The sequence below is a fragment of the Streptomyces similanensis genome (assembly GCF_039543625.1).
Classification (GTDB): Bacteria; Actinomycetota; Actinomycetes; order Streptomycetales; family Streptomycetaceae; genus Streptomyces; species Streptomyces similanensis.
This window is the reverse complement of the sequence record NZ_BAABKC010000094.1, coordinates 37,034-52,296: the sequence shown is the minus strand read 5'-3', so window position 1 is coordinate 52,296 and position 15,263 is coordinate 37,034. Positions and strand designations below refer to the sequence as shown.

Annotated in this window: 14 protein-coding genes; 10 read left to right on the top strand and 4 right to left on the bottom strand. The window is 74.8% G+C overall.

The genetic code is table 11. From position 1 onward, the window contains the following. Nucleotides 1-117: 117 nt before the first annotated feature. The 3 genes from ABEB07_RS28760 to ABEB07_RS28750 form a co-directional block, all read right to left on the bottom strand. Nucleotides 118-393 carry a hypothetical protein gene (locus ABEB07_RS28760; protein ID WP_176148980.1) on the bottom strand — a complete coding sequence of 92 codons (276 nt, stop codon included), beginning with the start codon at nt 391-393 and terminating at the stop codon, nt 118-120. A 110-nt stretch (nt 394-503) separates the two neighbouring features. Continuing rightward, on the bottom strand, nt 504-2,729 hold the full coding sequence (gene malQ, locus ABEB07_RS28755) for a 4-alpha-glucanotransferase (protein WP_345671017.1): 2,226 nt from the start codon (nt 2,727-2,729) through the stop codon (nt 504-506). Then, entirely contained in the window at nt 2,730-3,026 is a 297-nt protein-coding gene (locus ABEB07_RS28750) for a hypothetical protein (RefSeq protein WP_425589090.1), read from the bottom strand. A gap of 241 nt (nt 3,027-3,267) precedes the next feature. On the opposite strand from ABEB07_RS28750, the gene ABEB07_RS28745 reads away from it, so the two are divergent. The 3 genes from ABEB07_RS28745 to ABEB07_RS28735 all read left to right on the top strand — a co-directional run bounded on the left by ABEB07_RS28745 (nt 3,268) and on the right by ABEB07_RS28735 (nt 6,037). Then, entirely contained in the window at nt 3,268-3,810 is a 543-nt protein-coding gene (locus tag ABEB07_RS28745) for a PadR family transcriptional regulator (RefSeq protein WP_345671016.1), read from the top strand. Then, nucleotides 3,807-4,496 carry an ABC transporter ATP-binding protein gene (locus ABEB07_RS28740; protein ID WP_176148983.1) on the top strand — a complete coding sequence of 230 codons (690 nt, stop codon included), beginning with the start codon at nt 3,807-3,809 and terminating at the stop codon, nt 4,494-4,496. The genes ABEB07_RS28745 and ABEB07_RS28740 overlap by 4 nt, the downstream gene beginning before the upstream one ends. Before the next feature lie 194 nt (nt 4,497-4,690). Next, nucleotides 4,691-6,037, top strand: coding sequence for an ABC transporter permease (locus tag ABEB07_RS28735; protein WP_345671014.1), 1,347 nt, complete (start codon nt 4,691-4,693; stop codon nt 6,035-6,037). Nucleotides 6,038-6,159: 122 nt separating this feature from the next. Here the strand turns inward: ABEB07_RS28735 and ABEB07_RS28730 are convergent, their stop codons facing one another. Beyond that, the gene (locus ABEB07_RS28730) at nt 6,160-6,696 is read right to left on the bottom strand and encodes an HNH endonuclease (protein ID WP_164581756.1); all 537 of its coding nucleotides are present in this window, start codon (nt 6,694-6,696) and stop codon (nt 6,160-6,162) included. 371 nt (nt 6,697-7,067) lie between these two features. Between ABEB07_RS28730 and ABEB07_RS28725 the strand changes: the two genes are divergently transcribed. The 7 genes from ABEB07_RS28725 to ABEB07_RS28695 all read left to right on the top strand — a co-directional run bounded on the left by ABEB07_RS28725 (nt 7,068) and on the right by ABEB07_RS28695 (nt 15,043). Next, on the top strand, nt 7,068-8,168 hold the full coding sequence (locus ABEB07_RS28725; RefSeq protein WP_176148985.1) for a mechanosensitive ion channel family protein: 1,101 nt from the start codon (nt 7,068-7,070) through the stop codon (nt 8,166-8,168). Nucleotides 8,169-8,331: 163 nt separating this feature from the next. Beyond that, complete coding sequence (locus tag ABEB07_RS28720; protein ID WP_345671013.1) at nt 8,332-9,543, top strand: ROK family transcriptional regulator; 1,212 nt, start codon at nt 8,332-8,334, stop codon at nt 9,541-9,543. 76 nt (nt 9,544-9,619) lie between these two features. After that, nucleotides 9,620-10,963: an ABC transporter substrate-binding protein gene (locus ABEB07_RS28715; protein ID WP_345671012.1), complete on the top strand. Its 1,344-nt coding sequence runs from the start codon at nt 9,620-9,622 to the stop codon at nt 10,961-10,963. A gap of 6 nt (nt 10,964-10,969) precedes the next feature. Then, nucleotides 10,970-11,911 carry a carbohydrate ABC transporter permease gene (locus ABEB07_RS28710; protein ID WP_345671011.1) on the top strand — a complete coding sequence of 314 codons (942 nt, stop codon included), beginning with the start codon at nt 10,970-10,972 and terminating at the stop codon, nt 11,909-11,911. 2 nt (nt 11,912-11,913) lie between these two features. Next, nucleotides 11,914-12,807, top strand: coding sequence for a carbohydrate ABC transporter permease (locus ABEB07_RS28705; RefSeq protein ID WP_345671010.1), 894 nt, complete (start codon nt 11,914-11,916; stop codon nt 12,805-12,807). A gap of 2 nt (nt 12,808-12,809) precedes the next feature. Beyond that, the gene (locus tag ABEB07_RS28700) at nt 12,810-14,075 is read left to right on the top strand and encodes a 6-phospho-beta-glucosidase (RefSeq protein ID WP_345671009.1); all 1,266 of its coding nucleotides are present in this window, start codon (nt 12,810-12,812) and stop codon (nt 14,073-14,075) included. Next, nucleotides 14,066-15,043 (top strand): N-acetylglucosamine kinase, encoded by a 978-nt coding sequence (locus ABEB07_RS28695; protein ID WP_345671008.1) that lies wholly within the window; start codon nt 14,066-14,068, stop codon nt 15,041-15,043. The genes ABEB07_RS28700 and ABEB07_RS28695 overlap by 10 nt, the downstream gene beginning before the upstream one ends. Nucleotides 15,044-15,263 lie beyond the last annotated feature (220 nt).

The following is a 15,263-nucleotide window of genomic DNA, read 5'->3' as shown; positions in this document are numbered from 1 at the left end:
GTACGGGTGCGGGAGCGGCGCCCTCGGGGTGAGGCGTGCGCGGGCCGCGGCGAACGCGCGGACCCACGGCGCGACGGGCACGGCGGCCGGCTCGCGCCGCCGCCGGACCCCGGCGCGTCAGACCTTGACGTCGGCCTTGGGCCGGACGTTGATGTTCTTGCTGGTGTCCTGCTTCTGGGACCGGTCCAGGACCATGACCAGGCCGGCGATGACCAGGAACAGGACGATCGGGATGCCGACGAAGTAGCCCAGCGTCTCGATGACGCTCAGGCCCGGACCGGGGTCGTCACCGTCGTCACGGGCCACCGCGAGCGCGGGGGACGACATGAGCAGCATCATCAGCGTCGTACCGGCCGCCAGGGTGCCGGCGCGCAGGGCGTTCTTCTTGTCCACAGTGCCAACGTAGCGAACACCGGAACGGACCGCGCGTCCGGGGTGCCCCTCGCGCCCCACCGGACGCGCCGGGCGCGCCCCGGCCCGCACGGCGTGCTGCGTCCCTCCCGTCACCCCGCCTCCCCCGCATCGCCCGTCCCGCCGGGCACTCCCGCGTCTTCCGCCGTCCCCGCGCGCAGTACGTCGGTGAGCGCGTGCAGCCGCGGGGAGGCGGCGAGGTCCTCCAGGGTGACCGGGCGGCCCTCGGCGTCGGCGATCGGCAGGCGCCAGTTCGGATACTGGTCCCAGGTGCCGGGCAGGTTCTGCGGGCGGCGGTCGCCCACGGCGTCCGGCAGCCAGAGGCCGACCAGCCGGGCCGGGGTGCGCAGCAGGAACCGGTGGACGGCCTGGACCTCGTCCTCCTCACGGGTGACGCCGTCGCCCGGGCCGTCCTCGCGCAGCAGCCCGTCCTCGCGCAGCAGCCCCAGTTCGCCGAGCACCCGCAGCCAGGTGCGCACGTCCTCGGCGGCCTCGGCGCGTTCCTCCGCGAGCGGGCGGGTGAGCAGGCCGAGGCGGTCGCGCAGTGCGACGTGCTCGCCGGTCAGCCGGGCGGCGGTGGACGGCAGGTCGTGGGTGGTGGCGGTGGCCAGGCAGTCGGGGCGCCAGCGGTCGGGGGGCAGCGGGAGGCCGTCGCCCGCCCAGTCGCGCTCGAACCACAGCACCGAGGTGCCGAACACCCCGCGCCGGTCCAGCGCCTCGCGCACCCCCGGCTCCACGGTGCCGAGGTCCTCGCCGATCACGGTCGCCCCGGCCCGCGCGGCCTCCAGCACCAGCGTGGCGAGCATGGCGTCGGCGTCGTAGCGGACGTAGGTGCCCTCGGTGGGCGGGTGGCCCTGGGGCACCCACCAGAGCCGGAACAGGCCCATGACGTGGTCGATGCGCAGGGCGCCCGCGTGGCGGAACAGGGCGCGCAGGAGGTGGCGGAAGGGGGCGTAGCCGGAGGCGGCGAGGCGGTCGGGGCGCCAGGGCGGCAGGCCCCAGTCCTGGCCGCGCGCGTTGAAGGCGTCCGGCGGCGCGCCGACCGACATGCCGGCGGCGAAGTGGTCCTGCTGGGCCCAGGCGTCGGCGCCGCCGGGGTGCACGCCGACGGCGAGGTCGTGCACCAGCCCGACCGGCATGCCCGCCTCGCGGGCGGTGCGCTGGGCGGCGGTGAGCTGTTCGTCGGTGAGCCAGGCCAGGCGGCGGTGGAAGGCGACGCGGTCGGCGAGTTCGGCGCGGGCGCGCTCGGTCTCCGCCGAGCGCGGGTCGCGCAGCGCCTCGGGCCAGCGGCTCCAGTCCGGGCCGTGCCGCTCGGCCAGGGCGTACCAGGTGGCGTGGTCGGTCAGCGCCTGTCCCTCGCGGGCGAGGAAGGCGGCGTGGGCGGCGCTCCGGCCGGGGCCGAGCGGGACCCGGCAGACCGCTTCCAGCGCCTCCCGCTTGAGGTCCCACACCGCGTCCCGGTCGATGAGGGCGCCCTCGTCGAGGACGGCGGCGCGCAGCCGCGCGGCCCGCTCCAGCAGCGCGGCCACCCGGGCGCGGTCCGCCGGGTCCTCGATGTACGGGAACTCGGGGACGTCCTCGACGCGCAGGTGCACGGGGTCGGGGAAGCGGCGGGAGGAGGGCCGGTAGGGCGAGGGGTCGGTGGGCGCTCCGGGCACGGCCGCGTGCAACGGGTTGACCTGCACGAACCCGGCGCCCAGCGTCCGTCCGGCCCAGGCGCTCAGCTCGCCGAGGTCGCCGAGGTCGCCCATGCCCCAGGAGCGGTGAGTGAGCAGCGAGTAGAGCTGGACGAGGAGTCCGTAGGCGCGGTGCGGCGGGGTGGGCAGCCGGGGCGGGGCGACGATCAGGTGCGCCTCGGCGGTGCGGCCGTCGGGGGCGGTCGCGGTGAGCCGGTGGACGCCCGGCGGCAGACCGTCCACGCCGGTACGGCGCTCGCCCTGCCCCACCTCGACCGTGCCGGCGCCCTGCTCGGTCTCGACGGTGCCGGTACGGCGTTCGCCCTGCTCGGTCTCGACGGTGAGGCGGGTGCCGGGCGGCAGCGCGGTGAGCGCCTCGGGGAGCGCGGCGTCGCTCCAGCGGACCAGGGTGGGCGGCAGCAGCCGCCGCGCCCGTTCCTCCTCGCGGGCGGTGCGGGCGGCGCGGACGGCGTCCGGGGTGCTCGCGTCGACGCCCAGGGCGGCCAGGGCCGCGACGACGGCGGTGGCGGAGGCGGCCACCGTCCGGCCCGGCGCGGGGCTGTAGGAGGTGGCGACGCCGTGCAGCGCGGCGAGCCGGGTCAGTTCGTCGCCGAGCGGCTCGGCCGGCCGGGGCGCGCTCACCTACCGCTCCGCGCCGGGGTCCGCGTCGGCGGTGGACTCGTCGGTCAGCGGAGCGGACTCGCTGGTCAGCGGGGCGGCCTCGGCGAGCGGCGGCTCGCTGGTGAGCGGTTCGGCGTCGGGCAGCGGCGGCTCGCTGGTCAGCGGGGCCTCGGCGCCCTGCTTGGCGTAGACGTCCAGGTGGGGGGTGGCGGGCGCAGCGAGGGGGTCCGGCTCCGCCGCGGGTTTGGGCAGGACCGCGGCGGCGGTGAGGCCGGGATCGGTCAGGGCGGAGAGCAGAAGGTGTGCGGGGGCGGCCACGGGGGTCTCCTTGTCGGGTACGGCGTCGGGTACGGCGTCCAGGGATCACCGCAGCCCTACCCAGTGGGCGCGACGGCAGACGCACCAAGGCGAAGTACGTGTCGCTGGTCACACTCCCCACCCCCAGGGCCGGGGCAAACCGGACAGCGGCCGACCTTTCCCCGACCGGAGTCCGACCCCGCCCGCATCGGCCGACGCCAGCTATTCACTCAGTACATATACGCGGTACATACTGAGCCGCATGAGCACCCGTCACATCCTGCTGGGTCTGCTCGCCGGAGGGCCGAGTCACGGCTACGACCTCAAGCGACGCCACGACGACCACTTTCCGCAGGCCCGCCCGCTGGCCTACGGGCAGGTCTACACGACCCTGCAACGCCTGGTCAGGGACGGGCTCGCGGAGGTCGCCGGCACCGACGCCGACGGCGGGCCCGAACGCACCCTGTACCGGCTCACGGCGGCCGGCTCGCGCGAGGTGGGCGACTGGTCCGGGCAGGTCACCGCACCCGCGCCGTTCGTGACGAACGAGATCTTCGCCAAGGTCGTCGTCGCGATCCTCACCGGCGGCGACCCGGCCGCCCACCTGCGCGCGCAGCGGGCCGCCCACCTGGCGCGGATGCGGGAGCTGACCGCGCTCAAGACCGCCCCGGACGCCTCCTTGGCGACCGTGCTCGCGTCGGACTACGCGCTCCACCACCTCGACGCCGACCTGCGCTGGATGACCACCACTCAGGACCGGCTCACCTCTCTGACCGCTCTGACCGCGGAGGTCGACCGAGCATGACCAACCATCCGGCCCCCCTCGTGGCGGCACGGGACCTCGTCAAGGCGCACGGCAGGACGCCGGCGCTGCGCGGGGCGAGCCTGGAGCTGGGCGCGGGCGAGATCGTCGCCGTGACCGGCCCGAGCGGCAGCGGCAAGTCCACGCTGCTGCACTGCCTGGCCGGCATCGTCCGGCCGGACGCGGGCTCGGTGACGTACGGCGGTGAGCGCCTGGACCGGCTGCCGGAGCGCCGGCTGAGCGCGCTGCGGCGCACCGAGTTCGGCGTGGTGTTCCAGTTCGGCCAGTTGATCCCGGAGCTGACCGCCCTGGACAACGTGGCGCTGCCGCTGATGCTGGCCGGGACCGCGCGGGGGGCGGCCCAGGAGTCGGCGGGCGAGTGGCTGGAGCGGTTCGGGGCGCGGGAGCACGCCGGGCTGCGGCCCGGGGAGCTGAGCGGCGGGCAGGCGCAGCGGGTGGCGCTGGCGCGGGCGCTGGTGACCGGACCGCGGGTGGTGTTCGCGGACGAGCCGACCGGGGCGCTGGACTCGCTGGCGGGCGAGCAGGCGATGACCGCCCTGGTGCGCGCCGCCCGCGCGTCGGGCGCCGCGGTGCTGGTGGTCACGCACGACGCCCAGGTGGCGGCGTACGCCGACCGCGAGGTGCGGCTGCGCGACGGCGCTCCGGCCGGGCTGGAGGTGGGGGCGTGAGGACCGGCCCGCGGACGGGAGGCGGCGGCGTGGGGAACGGTCCGGCGGCTGGCGGCGGGGACGCGGGGAACGGTCCGGGGGCCGGAGACGGGGACGCGGGGAACGGTCCGGCGACTGGAGGCGGGGACGTGGGAAACGGTCCGGGGGCCGGAGGCGGCGGCGTGCGGACCGGTCCGCGGACGGGAGGCGGCGGCGTGCGGACCGATCTGCGGCTGGCCTGGCTGCTGGTGCGGGGCTCCGACCGCCAGGAGTGGTGGCGCGTCGCGCTCACCGCGGCGGGCGCGATGTGCGCGACGGGCCTCGGCCTCGCGGCCGTCGTCCTGGCGGCGCTGGGCCGGGACCAGTACGCCGTCCCCCTCGCCCACGGGCTGCTCGACCAGCCCGGCGAACGGAACGGCGTGATCCTCACCCTGCTGCTCCTGCAGATCCCGGTGCTCGGCTTCCTCGGCCAGTGCGCCCGCATCGGCGCCGTCCACCGCGACCGGCGGCTCGCCTCGCTGCGGCTGGCCGGCGCGGAGGCGGGGCGGGTGCGGCGGATCGCCGCGCTGGAGAGCGGGCCGGCGTGTCTGCTGGGCTCGCTGCTCGCGGTGGCGGTCGCGGTGCCCGTGCTGCTGTCGCTCTGGTCCCGTCCGACGGCCCTCGCCTGGGCCGGGACGGCGCTGGTCGCGGCGGGAGTGCCGATACTGGGTTCGGCGGCGGGGATGCTGGCGCTGCGCCGGGTGGTGGCCTCGCCGCTCGGCCGGGTGCGGCGGGTGCGGCCGCCGCGGTCGGGGCGCGGGCCGGGGCTGTGGCTCCTGGGCGGGCTGGTCCTCGTGGCCGTGGCCGCGGTGGCCGCGCGCGCCGGGGGCTGGACGGCGCCGGCCGTGCTCGGCGCGGTGGTACTCGTGGGCGCGGGCGCGGTCTGGCTGGTGGGCGCGCTGTCCGGGCTGACCGGGCGGCTGCTGGCGCGCCGTACCGGCTCGCCGGCCGTGCTCGTGGCGGCCGAGCGGCTGCGCGAGGACCCGTGGGCGGCGGCCCGCACCCACGCGGCGGTGACGCTGGTGACGGTCGTGGGGACGGGCTACCTGGGCGTACGCCACGTGCTGCTCGCCGACCTGTACGCGATGCGCCGCCGCGGCGAACTCGGCGCCGACCTGTCCTTCTACACGACCGGCCTGGACCTGACGGCCGCCGCGATCGTGCTCGCCCTGCTGATCGCCGTCGCCGCGCTGGCCACCGGCACGGCCGAGTCCCTGGCCACCCGCCGCCGGGGCCTGGCCGCGCAGGTCGCCGCCGGGGTGCCGCGCGCGGTCCTGGCCCGGGCCGTGCTCCTGGAGACCGCGCTCCCGCTCGCCCTGCCCCTGCTGCTGGCGGGCGCGGGCGGCACGGCGATCGGCGTCGGCTACGGCCGGCTCGCCGTCCACGGCACGCGGGGCTGGCCGGTGCCGTACGCCGCGCTGCTGGTGCCGGTGGGGGTGTACGCCGCCTGCCTGCTGGCGGCGGCCGCGTCACTGCCGTTCCTGCGGCGCTCGGTACGGCCGGGAGAGCTGCGGTACGCGTGAGCGCGGATCCGGCCGGGCGTCCCTGATCCCCCGGCCGGGCGGCGGCTTCACCGCACCGCGCCGGTGACCCGCCCGCGGCAGCCCGTCACGCACCGTCACGCGGCCGCCGGGCCGGGAGGTCGTCAGGCCGATATGCCGTCGATGCGGGCCAGGGCGTCGTCCGCGCCGTACGGCTGGAGGTAGGGCAGCCAGCGCGGGTCGCGGTGGCCGGTGCCGATGATGCGCCAGGCCAGTCCGGTGGGCGGGGCCGGCTTGTGGCGCAGCCGCCAGCCCAGCTCGACCAGATGGCGGTCGGCCTTGACGTGGTTGCAGCGGCGGCAGGAGGCCACCACGTTGTCCCAGACGTGCTGGCCGCCGCGCGAGCGCGGGATGACGTGGTCGACGCTGGTGGCGATGGCGCCGCAGTAGGCGCAGCGGCCTCCGTCGCGCGCGAACAGCGCCCGCCGGGTGAGAGGAACGGGCCCCCGGTAGGGGACCCGCACGAAGCGCTTGAGCCGGACCACGCTGGGGGCGGGGACGGTGACGGTCGCGCTGTGCAGATGGGCGCCGGACTCCTCGAGGCAGACTGCCTTGTTCTCCAGCACGAGGACGAGCGCGCGGCGGAGCGGTACGACGCCGAGGGGCTCGTACGACGCGTTGAGGACCAGGACGTGCGGCACGGGGGCCTCCTTGTACGCCGGCGGCGCGTGGCTCGCGCCGGGACGACCTGCGGTCAGTCTCCCCTCCGGCCTGGTGAACGCGCCACCATGTCCCGGTAACGGGCTCGGAGTGTTTTCGACCACACCTCATTCATCCCCCGGAACACGATCGGTTCACACCGCCAGTTCAGAGGCGGTGCGCGCCCCCCGTGCACCCGGCCCCCCGGCGATCGCGCGGACTCCTCGCGGCGTGCCCCGTTAGTGTGGTGGTTCTGTCCGTCCGGTGACCCTTTCGTGATCCCGCCGACACCGACCCCGCGCGCCGAGCGCCGCGCCGACCACCGCGTACCGACCGCCGCACCGGACGACGGACGCACCTGGAGGTACCTGCCGTGTCCCTGCCCGCCGTCCTGCTGGCCGCCGGACCCTCGCCGTCGCCGTCCCCGTCGGGGTCACCGGCCGTGACGGTGCCCACCCTCCAGGACGCGCAGGAGAGCGCGAACCAGGCGGCGAGCTGGGTCGAGCAGAACTGGTCCACCTGGCTGGCGATCGGCCTGCGGGTGGTGCTGATCCTGCTGATCGCGGCCGTGCTGCGGGTGGTGGTCCGGCGGGCGATCACCCAGCTCATCGACCGGATGAACCGCACCGCGCAGGCCGGCGGCGGCGGCACCTCGCTCGGCGGGCTGCTGGTCAACGCCGAGCGGCGCCGGCAGCGCTCCTCCGCGATCGGCTCGGTGCTGCGCTCGGTGGCGAGCTTCCTGATCATGGGCACCGCCGCGCTGATGGTGCTCTCCACCTTCCAGATCAACCTGGCCCCGCTGCTGGCGTCGGCCGGTGTGGCGGGCGTGGCGGTCGGTTTCGGCGCGCGCAACCTGGTGACGGACTTCCTCTCCGGCGTCTTCATGATCCTGGAGGACCAGTACGGCGTCGGCGACACGATCGACGCGGGCGTGGCCTCCGGCGAGGTGGTCGAGGTCGGGCTGCGGGTGACCAAGCTGCGCGGCGACAACGGCGAGATCTGGTACGTGCGCAACGGCGAGGTCAAGCGGATCGGCAACCTCTCCCAGGGCTGGGCGACGGCCGGCGTGGACGTGACCGTGCGGGCCGGCGAGGACCTGGACAAGCTGCGGGGGACGCTGACCGAGGTCGCCGAGAAGATGAGCAAGGAAGAGCCCTGGAACGAGTTCCTGTGGAGCCCGATCGAGGTGCTGGGCCTGGACAGCGTGCTGATCGACTCCATGGTGGTCCGGGTGTCGGCCAGGACCATGCCGGGCAAGTCGACGGCGGTCGAGCGCGAGCTGCGCTGGCGGATCAAGCGCGCCTTCGACGCGGCCGACATCCGCATCGTGGGCGGGGCGACGGCTCCGGTGACGGAGGAGGAGGCGCCCGACCCGATGGCGGCGGTCGCGGCCCCGTCCGTCTTCTCCAACGCCGCCTCCCCGCAGGCGGAGGCGGCCACCCCGATAATCCCCCAGCGCCCCGCCCCCAAGTAGCCCCGACCGCTCACCCCCTCCCTGACGCCCCTGCGCGGCGACGACTCCGTCGCCCGTGGGGGCGTTCGTCTTGACGCCCCCTCCGCGCCGGGATTAGGTTCCTGCCACTCGAACAGGAAACTTTCCTAACAGTGGCCGTCAGCGGCCGGGGAACAGGTGCGCGATGGCAGGAACCGCCGGTACGCCGGGCACCCCGAGGGTCCTGCGCGCCATGAACGACCGGGCCGCCCTGGACCTGCTGCTGGAACACGGCCCCCTGTCGCGGACCCGGATCGGCAAGCTCACCGGGCTGTCCAAGCCGACCGCCTCCCAGCTGCTGGCCCGGCTTGAGGCCGCCGGTCTCGTCCTGGCCACCGGCACCAGCGAGGGCCGGCCGGGCCCGAACGCGCAGCTGTACGCCGTCAACCCGGCCGCCGCCCACGCCGCCGGCGTCGACGTCACCCCGCGCCGCATCCGCGCCGCCGTCGCCGACGTCACCGGCCGCACGGTCGGCGCGTACGAGCTGCCCACCCCCGGCCGCCGCCCCGCGCCGCCCGTCGTGGGCCAGGTCACCGACGCACTGGACGGCGCGGTCAAGGCCGCCGGGCTGGCCCGCGCCGACGTGCACCGCCTGGTCGTCGGCACCCCCGGCGCCTTCGACCCCACCACCGGCCGGCTGCGCTACGCCTCCCACCTGCCCGGCTGGCACTCCCCCGCGCTCCTGGACGAGCTGGCCGCCGCGCTGCCGATGCCGGTGGAGTACGAGAACGACGTCAACCTCGCCGCCGTCGCCGAGCAGCGCCTCGGCGCGGCCCGCGGCCACCAGGACTTCGTGCTGCTGTGGAACCAGGAGGGCCTGGGCGCCGCCCTGGTCCTCGGCGGCCGGCTGCACCGCGGCTGGACCGGCGGCGCCGGCGAGGTCGGCTTCCTGCCGGTGCCCGGCGCGCCGCTGGTGCGCCAGGTGACCCGCGCCAACAGCGGCGGCTACCAGGAGCTGGCCGGCTCCCAGGCGATCCCGGAGCTGGCCCGCGAGCTGGGCGTCCCGGACGTGCCGACGGGACCGTACCCGCAGGCCGTGGCCGCGCTCGTCGCGCGCGCCGCCGACCGTCCGAGCGGCCCGCACCGCGCCCTGCTGACCGCGTACGCCACCCGGCTCGCCACCGGTCTGGCCTCCCTGGTCTCCGTCCTCGACCCCGAGCTGGTCGTCCTCGGCGGCGCCTCGCTCACCGCGGGCGGCGAGGTGCTGCGCGCCCTCGTCGAGGCCGAGCTGGAGGAGCTGGCCGCCGCCCGGCCCCGCCTGGTGGTCGGCGGCGTCCGCGACCATCCCGTGCTGCGCGGCGCGCTGGAGAGCGCGCTGGCCGCCACCCGCGACGAGGTCTTCGACACCTCCCGCTGACCCCGCCCCGGCCCCGCACGCCCAGCCCGCCCGAGCCCCCGCCCGTCCAGCCCGCCCGCCCCAGGGAGATCCAGCCATGCCCGAAGTGACCCGGACGCCGCGCAGAGCGGCCCTCGCCGCCGGCTGCGCCGCCATGGCGCTGCTCGCCGCCGCCTGTACCGGCCAGCCGGACGCCGGCGCCAAGGACGACGCCTCCAAGGAGACGACGATCAACTTCTGGCACGCCTGGAGCGCGCCGAACGAGGTCGCGGCCGTCAAGGCGCTGATCGCCGGCTTCGAGAAGGCGCACCCCAACATCCACGTCAACGCCGTCGGCGACATGACCGACGACAAGATGAACCAGGCGCTGCGCGCCGGCGGCGACCGGGCCCCGGACGTGGTCTCCTCCTTCACCACCAACAACGTGGGCAAGTTCTGCTCCTCGGGCGCGCTGGTCGACCTCAACCCCTTCTTCAGGAAGGCGGGCGTCGACCCGGGCCGGACGTTCCCCAAGGCGATGAACGAGTACACCCAGTTCGACGGCAAGCGCTGCGCCGCGCCGCTGCTGGGCGACGCGTACGGGCTGTACTACGACAAGACGGCGTTTCGGAAGGCGGGCATCGAGCAGCCCCCGAAGACCTGGTCCGAGCTGGAGGCCGACGCCAAGAAGCTGACGGTCCCGGACGGGGACGGCTTCAAGCGGCTCGGGTTCATGCCGGACTACCACGGCTGGGAGACCTCCACCGAGCACTACCTCGCACAGTTCTCCCCGGCGTACTTCGCCGCGGACGGGAAGTCGAACGTCGCGAAGGACCCCGCGTTCCAGAAGGCGTTCACCCTCCAGAAGAAGCTGGTCGACGACCTCGGCGGCTTCAAGAAGCTGGAGCGGTTCCGGGCCACGCTCGGTGACGAGTGGGGCGCCAAGCACCCCTTCCACACCGGCCAGGTGGCCATGCAGCTCGACGGCGAGTGGCGGCTCGGGATGGCCGAGGAGGCCAAGCCCGGCTTCGAGATCGGCGTCGCCCCGCTGCCCGTCCCGGACGACCAGGCCGACCAGTACGGCAAGGGCTACCTCACCGGCACCATCACCGGCATCGCCGCCACCAGCCGCAAGCAGAACGCGGCCTGGGAGTTCGTCAAGTACATCACCACGGACACCGACGCGGTGGTCGGCTTCGCCAACGACATCCACAACGTGCCCTCCACGCTGGCCGCGCTGAAGTCGCCGAAGCTGAAGTACGACCCGCGGTTCAAGACGTTCCTCGACATCGCGGCGAACCCGCACTCGACCACCACGCCCGCCTCCGTCAACGGCGGCCAGTACCTGGTGACGCTCCAGCAGTTCGGCTACGACTACGAGAGCGGCAAGGAGAAGGACCTGAAGGCCGGCCTGGAGAAGACGGCCGCGCAGATCGACACGGACATCGCGCAGGCGGAGTAGCGCACGATGACCACCGTCACCCTGGCGTCCAAACGCCGCCGCGCGGCCCTGCGGACCCTCGCCTTCATGTCGCCCTGGCTGATCGGCTTCGCGGTCTTCTTCGCGTACCCGCTGATCTCCACCGTCTACTTCTCGTTCCTGCACTACGACGGCTTCAACCCGCCGACGTGGAGCGGCGCGAAGAACTGGCGGTACGTGTTCGAGCACTACCCGCTGTTCTGGCCGGCGCTGCGCAACACGCTGTGGCTGGTGCTGGTCACGGTCACCCTGAGAGTGGCGTTCGGGCTGGGCGTGGGCCTGCTGATCACGAAGATCAAGACCGGTACGGGCCTCTTCCGCACCCTGTTCTACCTGCCCTACCTCGCCCCGCCGGTCGCGGCCACCATGGCCTTCGCCTTCCTGCTCAACCCGGGCACCGGACCGGTGAACTCGCTGCTGGACAAGGCCGGCCTGCCCGCGCCCGGCTGGTTCACCGACCCCGCCTGGTCCAAGCCGGCCCTGACCCTGCTCCTGCTGTGGGGCGTCGGCGACCTGATGGTCATCTTCATGGCCGCGCTGCTGGACGTGCCCGCCGAGCAGTACGAGGCCGCCGAACTCGACGGCGCCTCGCGATGGCAGCGCTTCCGGTACGTCACGCTGCCGAACATCTCACCGATCGTGATGTTCGCGGTGGTCACCGGCGTCATCCAGGCCATGCAGTGCTACACCCAGCCGCTGGTCGCCGGGAAGGTCGCCTCCGGCGTCATCCAGGGCGCCGGCGCCCAGTTCGAGCCGGGCTACCCCGACAAGTCCACCCTCACCCTCCCCCAGCTCGTCTACAACCTCGGCTTCCAGCGCTTCGACTACGGCTCGGCCTGTGTGGTCGCGCTGGTCCTGTTCGCCCTGTCGATGGCGTTCACCGCGTTCCTGATGCGGCGCCGGGGCGGTCTCATCCAGGCAGGTGACTGACGATGACCCAAGTGCTCCGGCCGCCGGCCTCCCTCGGCTCCCCCGCGACGCCCGCCGCCCGCACCGCCCGCCGCAAGGCCGCCCTGGAGTGGGTCGCGGTGCACGCGCTCGGCGTGGCCGCCGCCCTCTTCTTCGTGCTGCCGTTCGTGTTCGTGCTGCTGACCTCGCTGATGAGCGACAGCCAGGCGCTCAGCCGCGACCTGATCCCGCACACCTGGCAGTGGGACAACTACCGCAAGGTGTTCGACACCCCGGGCTTCCTCACCTGGTGGCGCAACACCCTCCTCTACGCCGGCGTCGGCACCGTGCTCACCGTTCTCTCCTCGGTGCCGGTGGCGTACGCGCTGGCCAAGTTCCGCTTCCGGGGCAGAAACCTGTCGCTGATGCTGGTGATCTCGATGATGATGCTGCCGCCGCAGGTGGTCGTCATCCCGATGTACCTGTTCTGGGCCAAGCAGCTCGACCTGTCCGGCACGCTGTGGCCGCTGATCGTCCCGATGGCGTTCGGCGACGCGTTCTCCATCTTCCTGCTGCGGCAGTTCCTGACCACGATCCCGAACGAGTACCTGGACGCGGCCCGCGTGGACGGCTGCGGCGAACTGCGCACCCTGGTGCGGGTCGTGCTGCCGATGGCCAAGCCGGGCATCGCGGCCATCGCCCTGTTCCAGTTCTTCGCCGCCTGGAACGACTACTTCGGCCCGCAGATCTACGCCTCGGAGAACCCCGGCGCCTGGACCCTCTCCTACGGCCTGGAGTCCTTCAAGGGCGCCCACCACACCGACTGGAACCTCACCATGGCCGCCACCGTGCTGGTCATGGCCCCCGTGATCCTCGTGTTCTTCTTCGCCCAGAAGGCGTTCGTCGAGGGCGTCACGCTCACCGGAGTAAAGGGTTAAGCATGAAACTCACCGTGGTCGGCGGCGGTTCGACCTACACCCCCGAACTCATCGACGGCTTCGCCCGCCTCAGGGACACCCTGCCCGTCGAAGAACTCGTCCTGGTCGACCCGGCCGCCGACCGGCTGGAGCTGGTGGGCGGCCTGGCCCGGCGGATCTTCGCCCGGCAGGGCCACCCCGGCACGATCACCACCACCGCCGACCTGGACGCGGGCGTGGCCGGCGCCGACGCGGTGCTGCTCCAGCTGCGCGTGGGCGGCCAGGCGGCCCGGCAGCAGGACGAGACCTGGCCGCTGGAGTGCGGCTGCGTCGGCCAGGAGACCACCGGCGCCGGCGGCCTCGCCAAGGCGCTGCGCACCGTGCCCGTCGTCCTGGACATCGCCGAACGGGTGCGCCGCGCCAACCCGGACGCCTGGATCATCGACTTCACCAACCCGGTCGGCATCGTCACCCGCGCCCTGCTCCACGCCGGGCACCGCGCGGTGGGCCTGTGCAACGTGGCGATCGGCCTCCAGCGCAAGTTCGCCGCGCTGCTGGACGTGGCCCCGCACGAGGTCCACCTCGACCACGTGGGCCTCAACCACCTCACCTGGGAGACCGGGGTGCGCCTGGGCGGCCCCGGGGGCGAGGACGTGCTGCCGGGGCTGCTCGCCGAGCACGGCGGAGCGATCGCCGAGGACCTGCGCCTGCCCCGCCCGCTGCTGGACCGCCTCGGCGTCGTCCCCTCCTACTACCTGCGCTACTACTACGCCCACGACCAGGTCGTGAGCGAGCTGCGCGAGGGCCCGTCGCGGGCCGCCCAGGTCGCCGCCATGGAACGCGAACTGCTGACGATGTACGGCGACCCGGAGCTGGCCGAGAAGCCGGCCCTGCTCGCCCAGCGCGGCGGCGCCTACTACTCGGAGGCGGCCGTGGACCTCGCGGCGGCGCTGCTGGGCGGCGGCGGCAGCCCGTACCAGGTGGTCAACACGCTCAACCGGGGCACGCTGCCCTTCCTGCCGGACGACGCGGTGATCGAGGTGCAGGCGGCGGTGGACGCGAACGGCGCCGTCCCGCTGCCCGCCGCCCCGCTGGACCCGCTGTACGCGGGACTGGTGGCGAACGTGACGGCGTACGAGGAACTGGCCCTGGACGCGGCGCTGCGCGGCGGCCGGGAGCGGGTCTTCCGGGCGCTGCTCGCGCACCCCCTGATCGGCCAGTACGCCTACGCCGAGACCCTCACCGACCAGCTGATCGCACACAACCGGGAGCACCTCGCGTGGGCCTGACCGCAAGCGTCCTCGCCATCGACGCGGGCAACAGCAAGACCGACGTGGCGGTCCTCGCGGCCGACGGCTCCGTCCTCGCCACGGCCCGCGGCGGCGGCTTCCGGCCGCCGATCGTGGGCGTCGAGACGGCGGTGGACGCGCTGGCGGCCTCGGTCGACCGGGCGTACGCGGCGGCCGGGATCACCTCCGTCGCGCATGTGTCGGCGTGTCTGGCCAACGCCGACCTGCCGGTGGAGGAGGAGCGGCTGGCCGCCGCCCTGCACGCGCGCGCGTGGGGCGCGCACGTGACGGTCCGCAACGACACGTTCGCGATCCTGCGGGCCGGGGTGGCCGAGCCGCGCGGGGTGGCGGTGGTGTGCGGGGCCGGCATCAACTGCGTCGGCATGCGCCCGGACGGCCGCACCGCCCGGTTCCCGGCGATCGGCCGGATCTCCGGCGACTGGGGCGGCGGCTGGGCGCTCGCGGAGGAGGCCCTGTGGTACGCCGCCCGCGCCGAGGACGGCCGCGGCGCGCCGACGGAACTGGCCCGCGCCCTACCCGGCCACTTCGGCCTCGGCTCCATGTACGCGCTGATCGAGGCGCTGCACCTGGACCACGTCGGGCTGCGCCGCCGGCACGAGCTGACGCCCGTGCTGTTCCGCACCGCGGCCGACGGCGACCCGGTCGCCCGCGCGATCGTGGACCGGCTCGCCGAGGAGGTGGTGGCCATGGCGACGGTCGCGCTGACCCGGCTCGAACTGCTGGCCGACAAGACGCCGGTGCTGCTCGGCGGCAGCGTCCTGGCCGCCCGCCACCCCCAGTTGGACGACGGCGTGCGCCGGCTGCTGGCCGAGCGCGCGCCGAACGCGGCGCCCCGGGTGGTGGCCGCACCGCCGGTGCTCGGCGCGGCCCTGCTCGGCCTCGACCACGTGGGCGCCACACCACGGGCCCAGGACCGGGTGCGGGCGCACTACGAGGGGGCGGGCTGAAGGGTGCGGGGTGAGGGATGAGCGCTGCGGGGCGAGCCCCGGTCCGCCCGCCGCACGCACCCCCCTTGACGCCCCTTTCGCGCGGACTTGACGCCCCTTTCGCGCGGACGAACCGGACGCGGTGGAACCGAACCGTTCCCCCCGGCGTATACATGAGCGGGGGATCGTGCGGCACACGACACCACACGCGCCGCACCGGTCGCCGCCCGGCGGCCGCGCG

What these genes read in the sequence shown, in the direction of transcription:
- ABEB07_RS28745 (WP_345671016.1), top strand. Translation starts at nt 3,268, where the DNA reads ATGAGCACCCGTCACATCCTGCTGGGTCTGCTCGCCGGAGGGCCGAGT.
- ABEB07_RS28740 (WP_176148983.1), top strand. Translation starts at nt 3,807, where the DNA reads ATGACCAACCATCCGGCCCCCCTCGTGGCGGCACGGGACCTCGTCAAG.
- ABEB07_RS28720 (WP_345671013.1), top strand. Translation starts at nt 8,332, where the DNA reads ATGGCAGGAACCGCCGGTACGCCGGGCACCCCGAGGGTCCTGCGCGCC.
- ABEB07_RS28715 (WP_345671012.1), top strand. Translation starts at nt 9,620, where the DNA reads ATGCCCGAAGTGACCCGGACGCCGCGCAGAGCGGCCCTCGCCGCCGGC.
- ABEB07_RS28710 (WP_345671011.1), top strand. Translation starts at nt 10,970, where the DNA reads ATGACCACCGTCACCCTGGCGTCCAAACGCCGCCGCGCGGCCCTGCGG.
- ABEB07_RS28705 (WP_345671010.1), top strand. Translation starts at nt 11,914, where the DNA reads ATGACCCAAGTGCTCCGGCCGCCGGCCTCCCTCGGCTCCCCCGCGACG.
- ABEB07_RS28700 (WP_345671009.1), top strand. Translation starts at nt 12,810, where the DNA reads ATGAAACTCACCGTGGTCGGCGGCGGTTCGACCTACACCCCCGAACTC.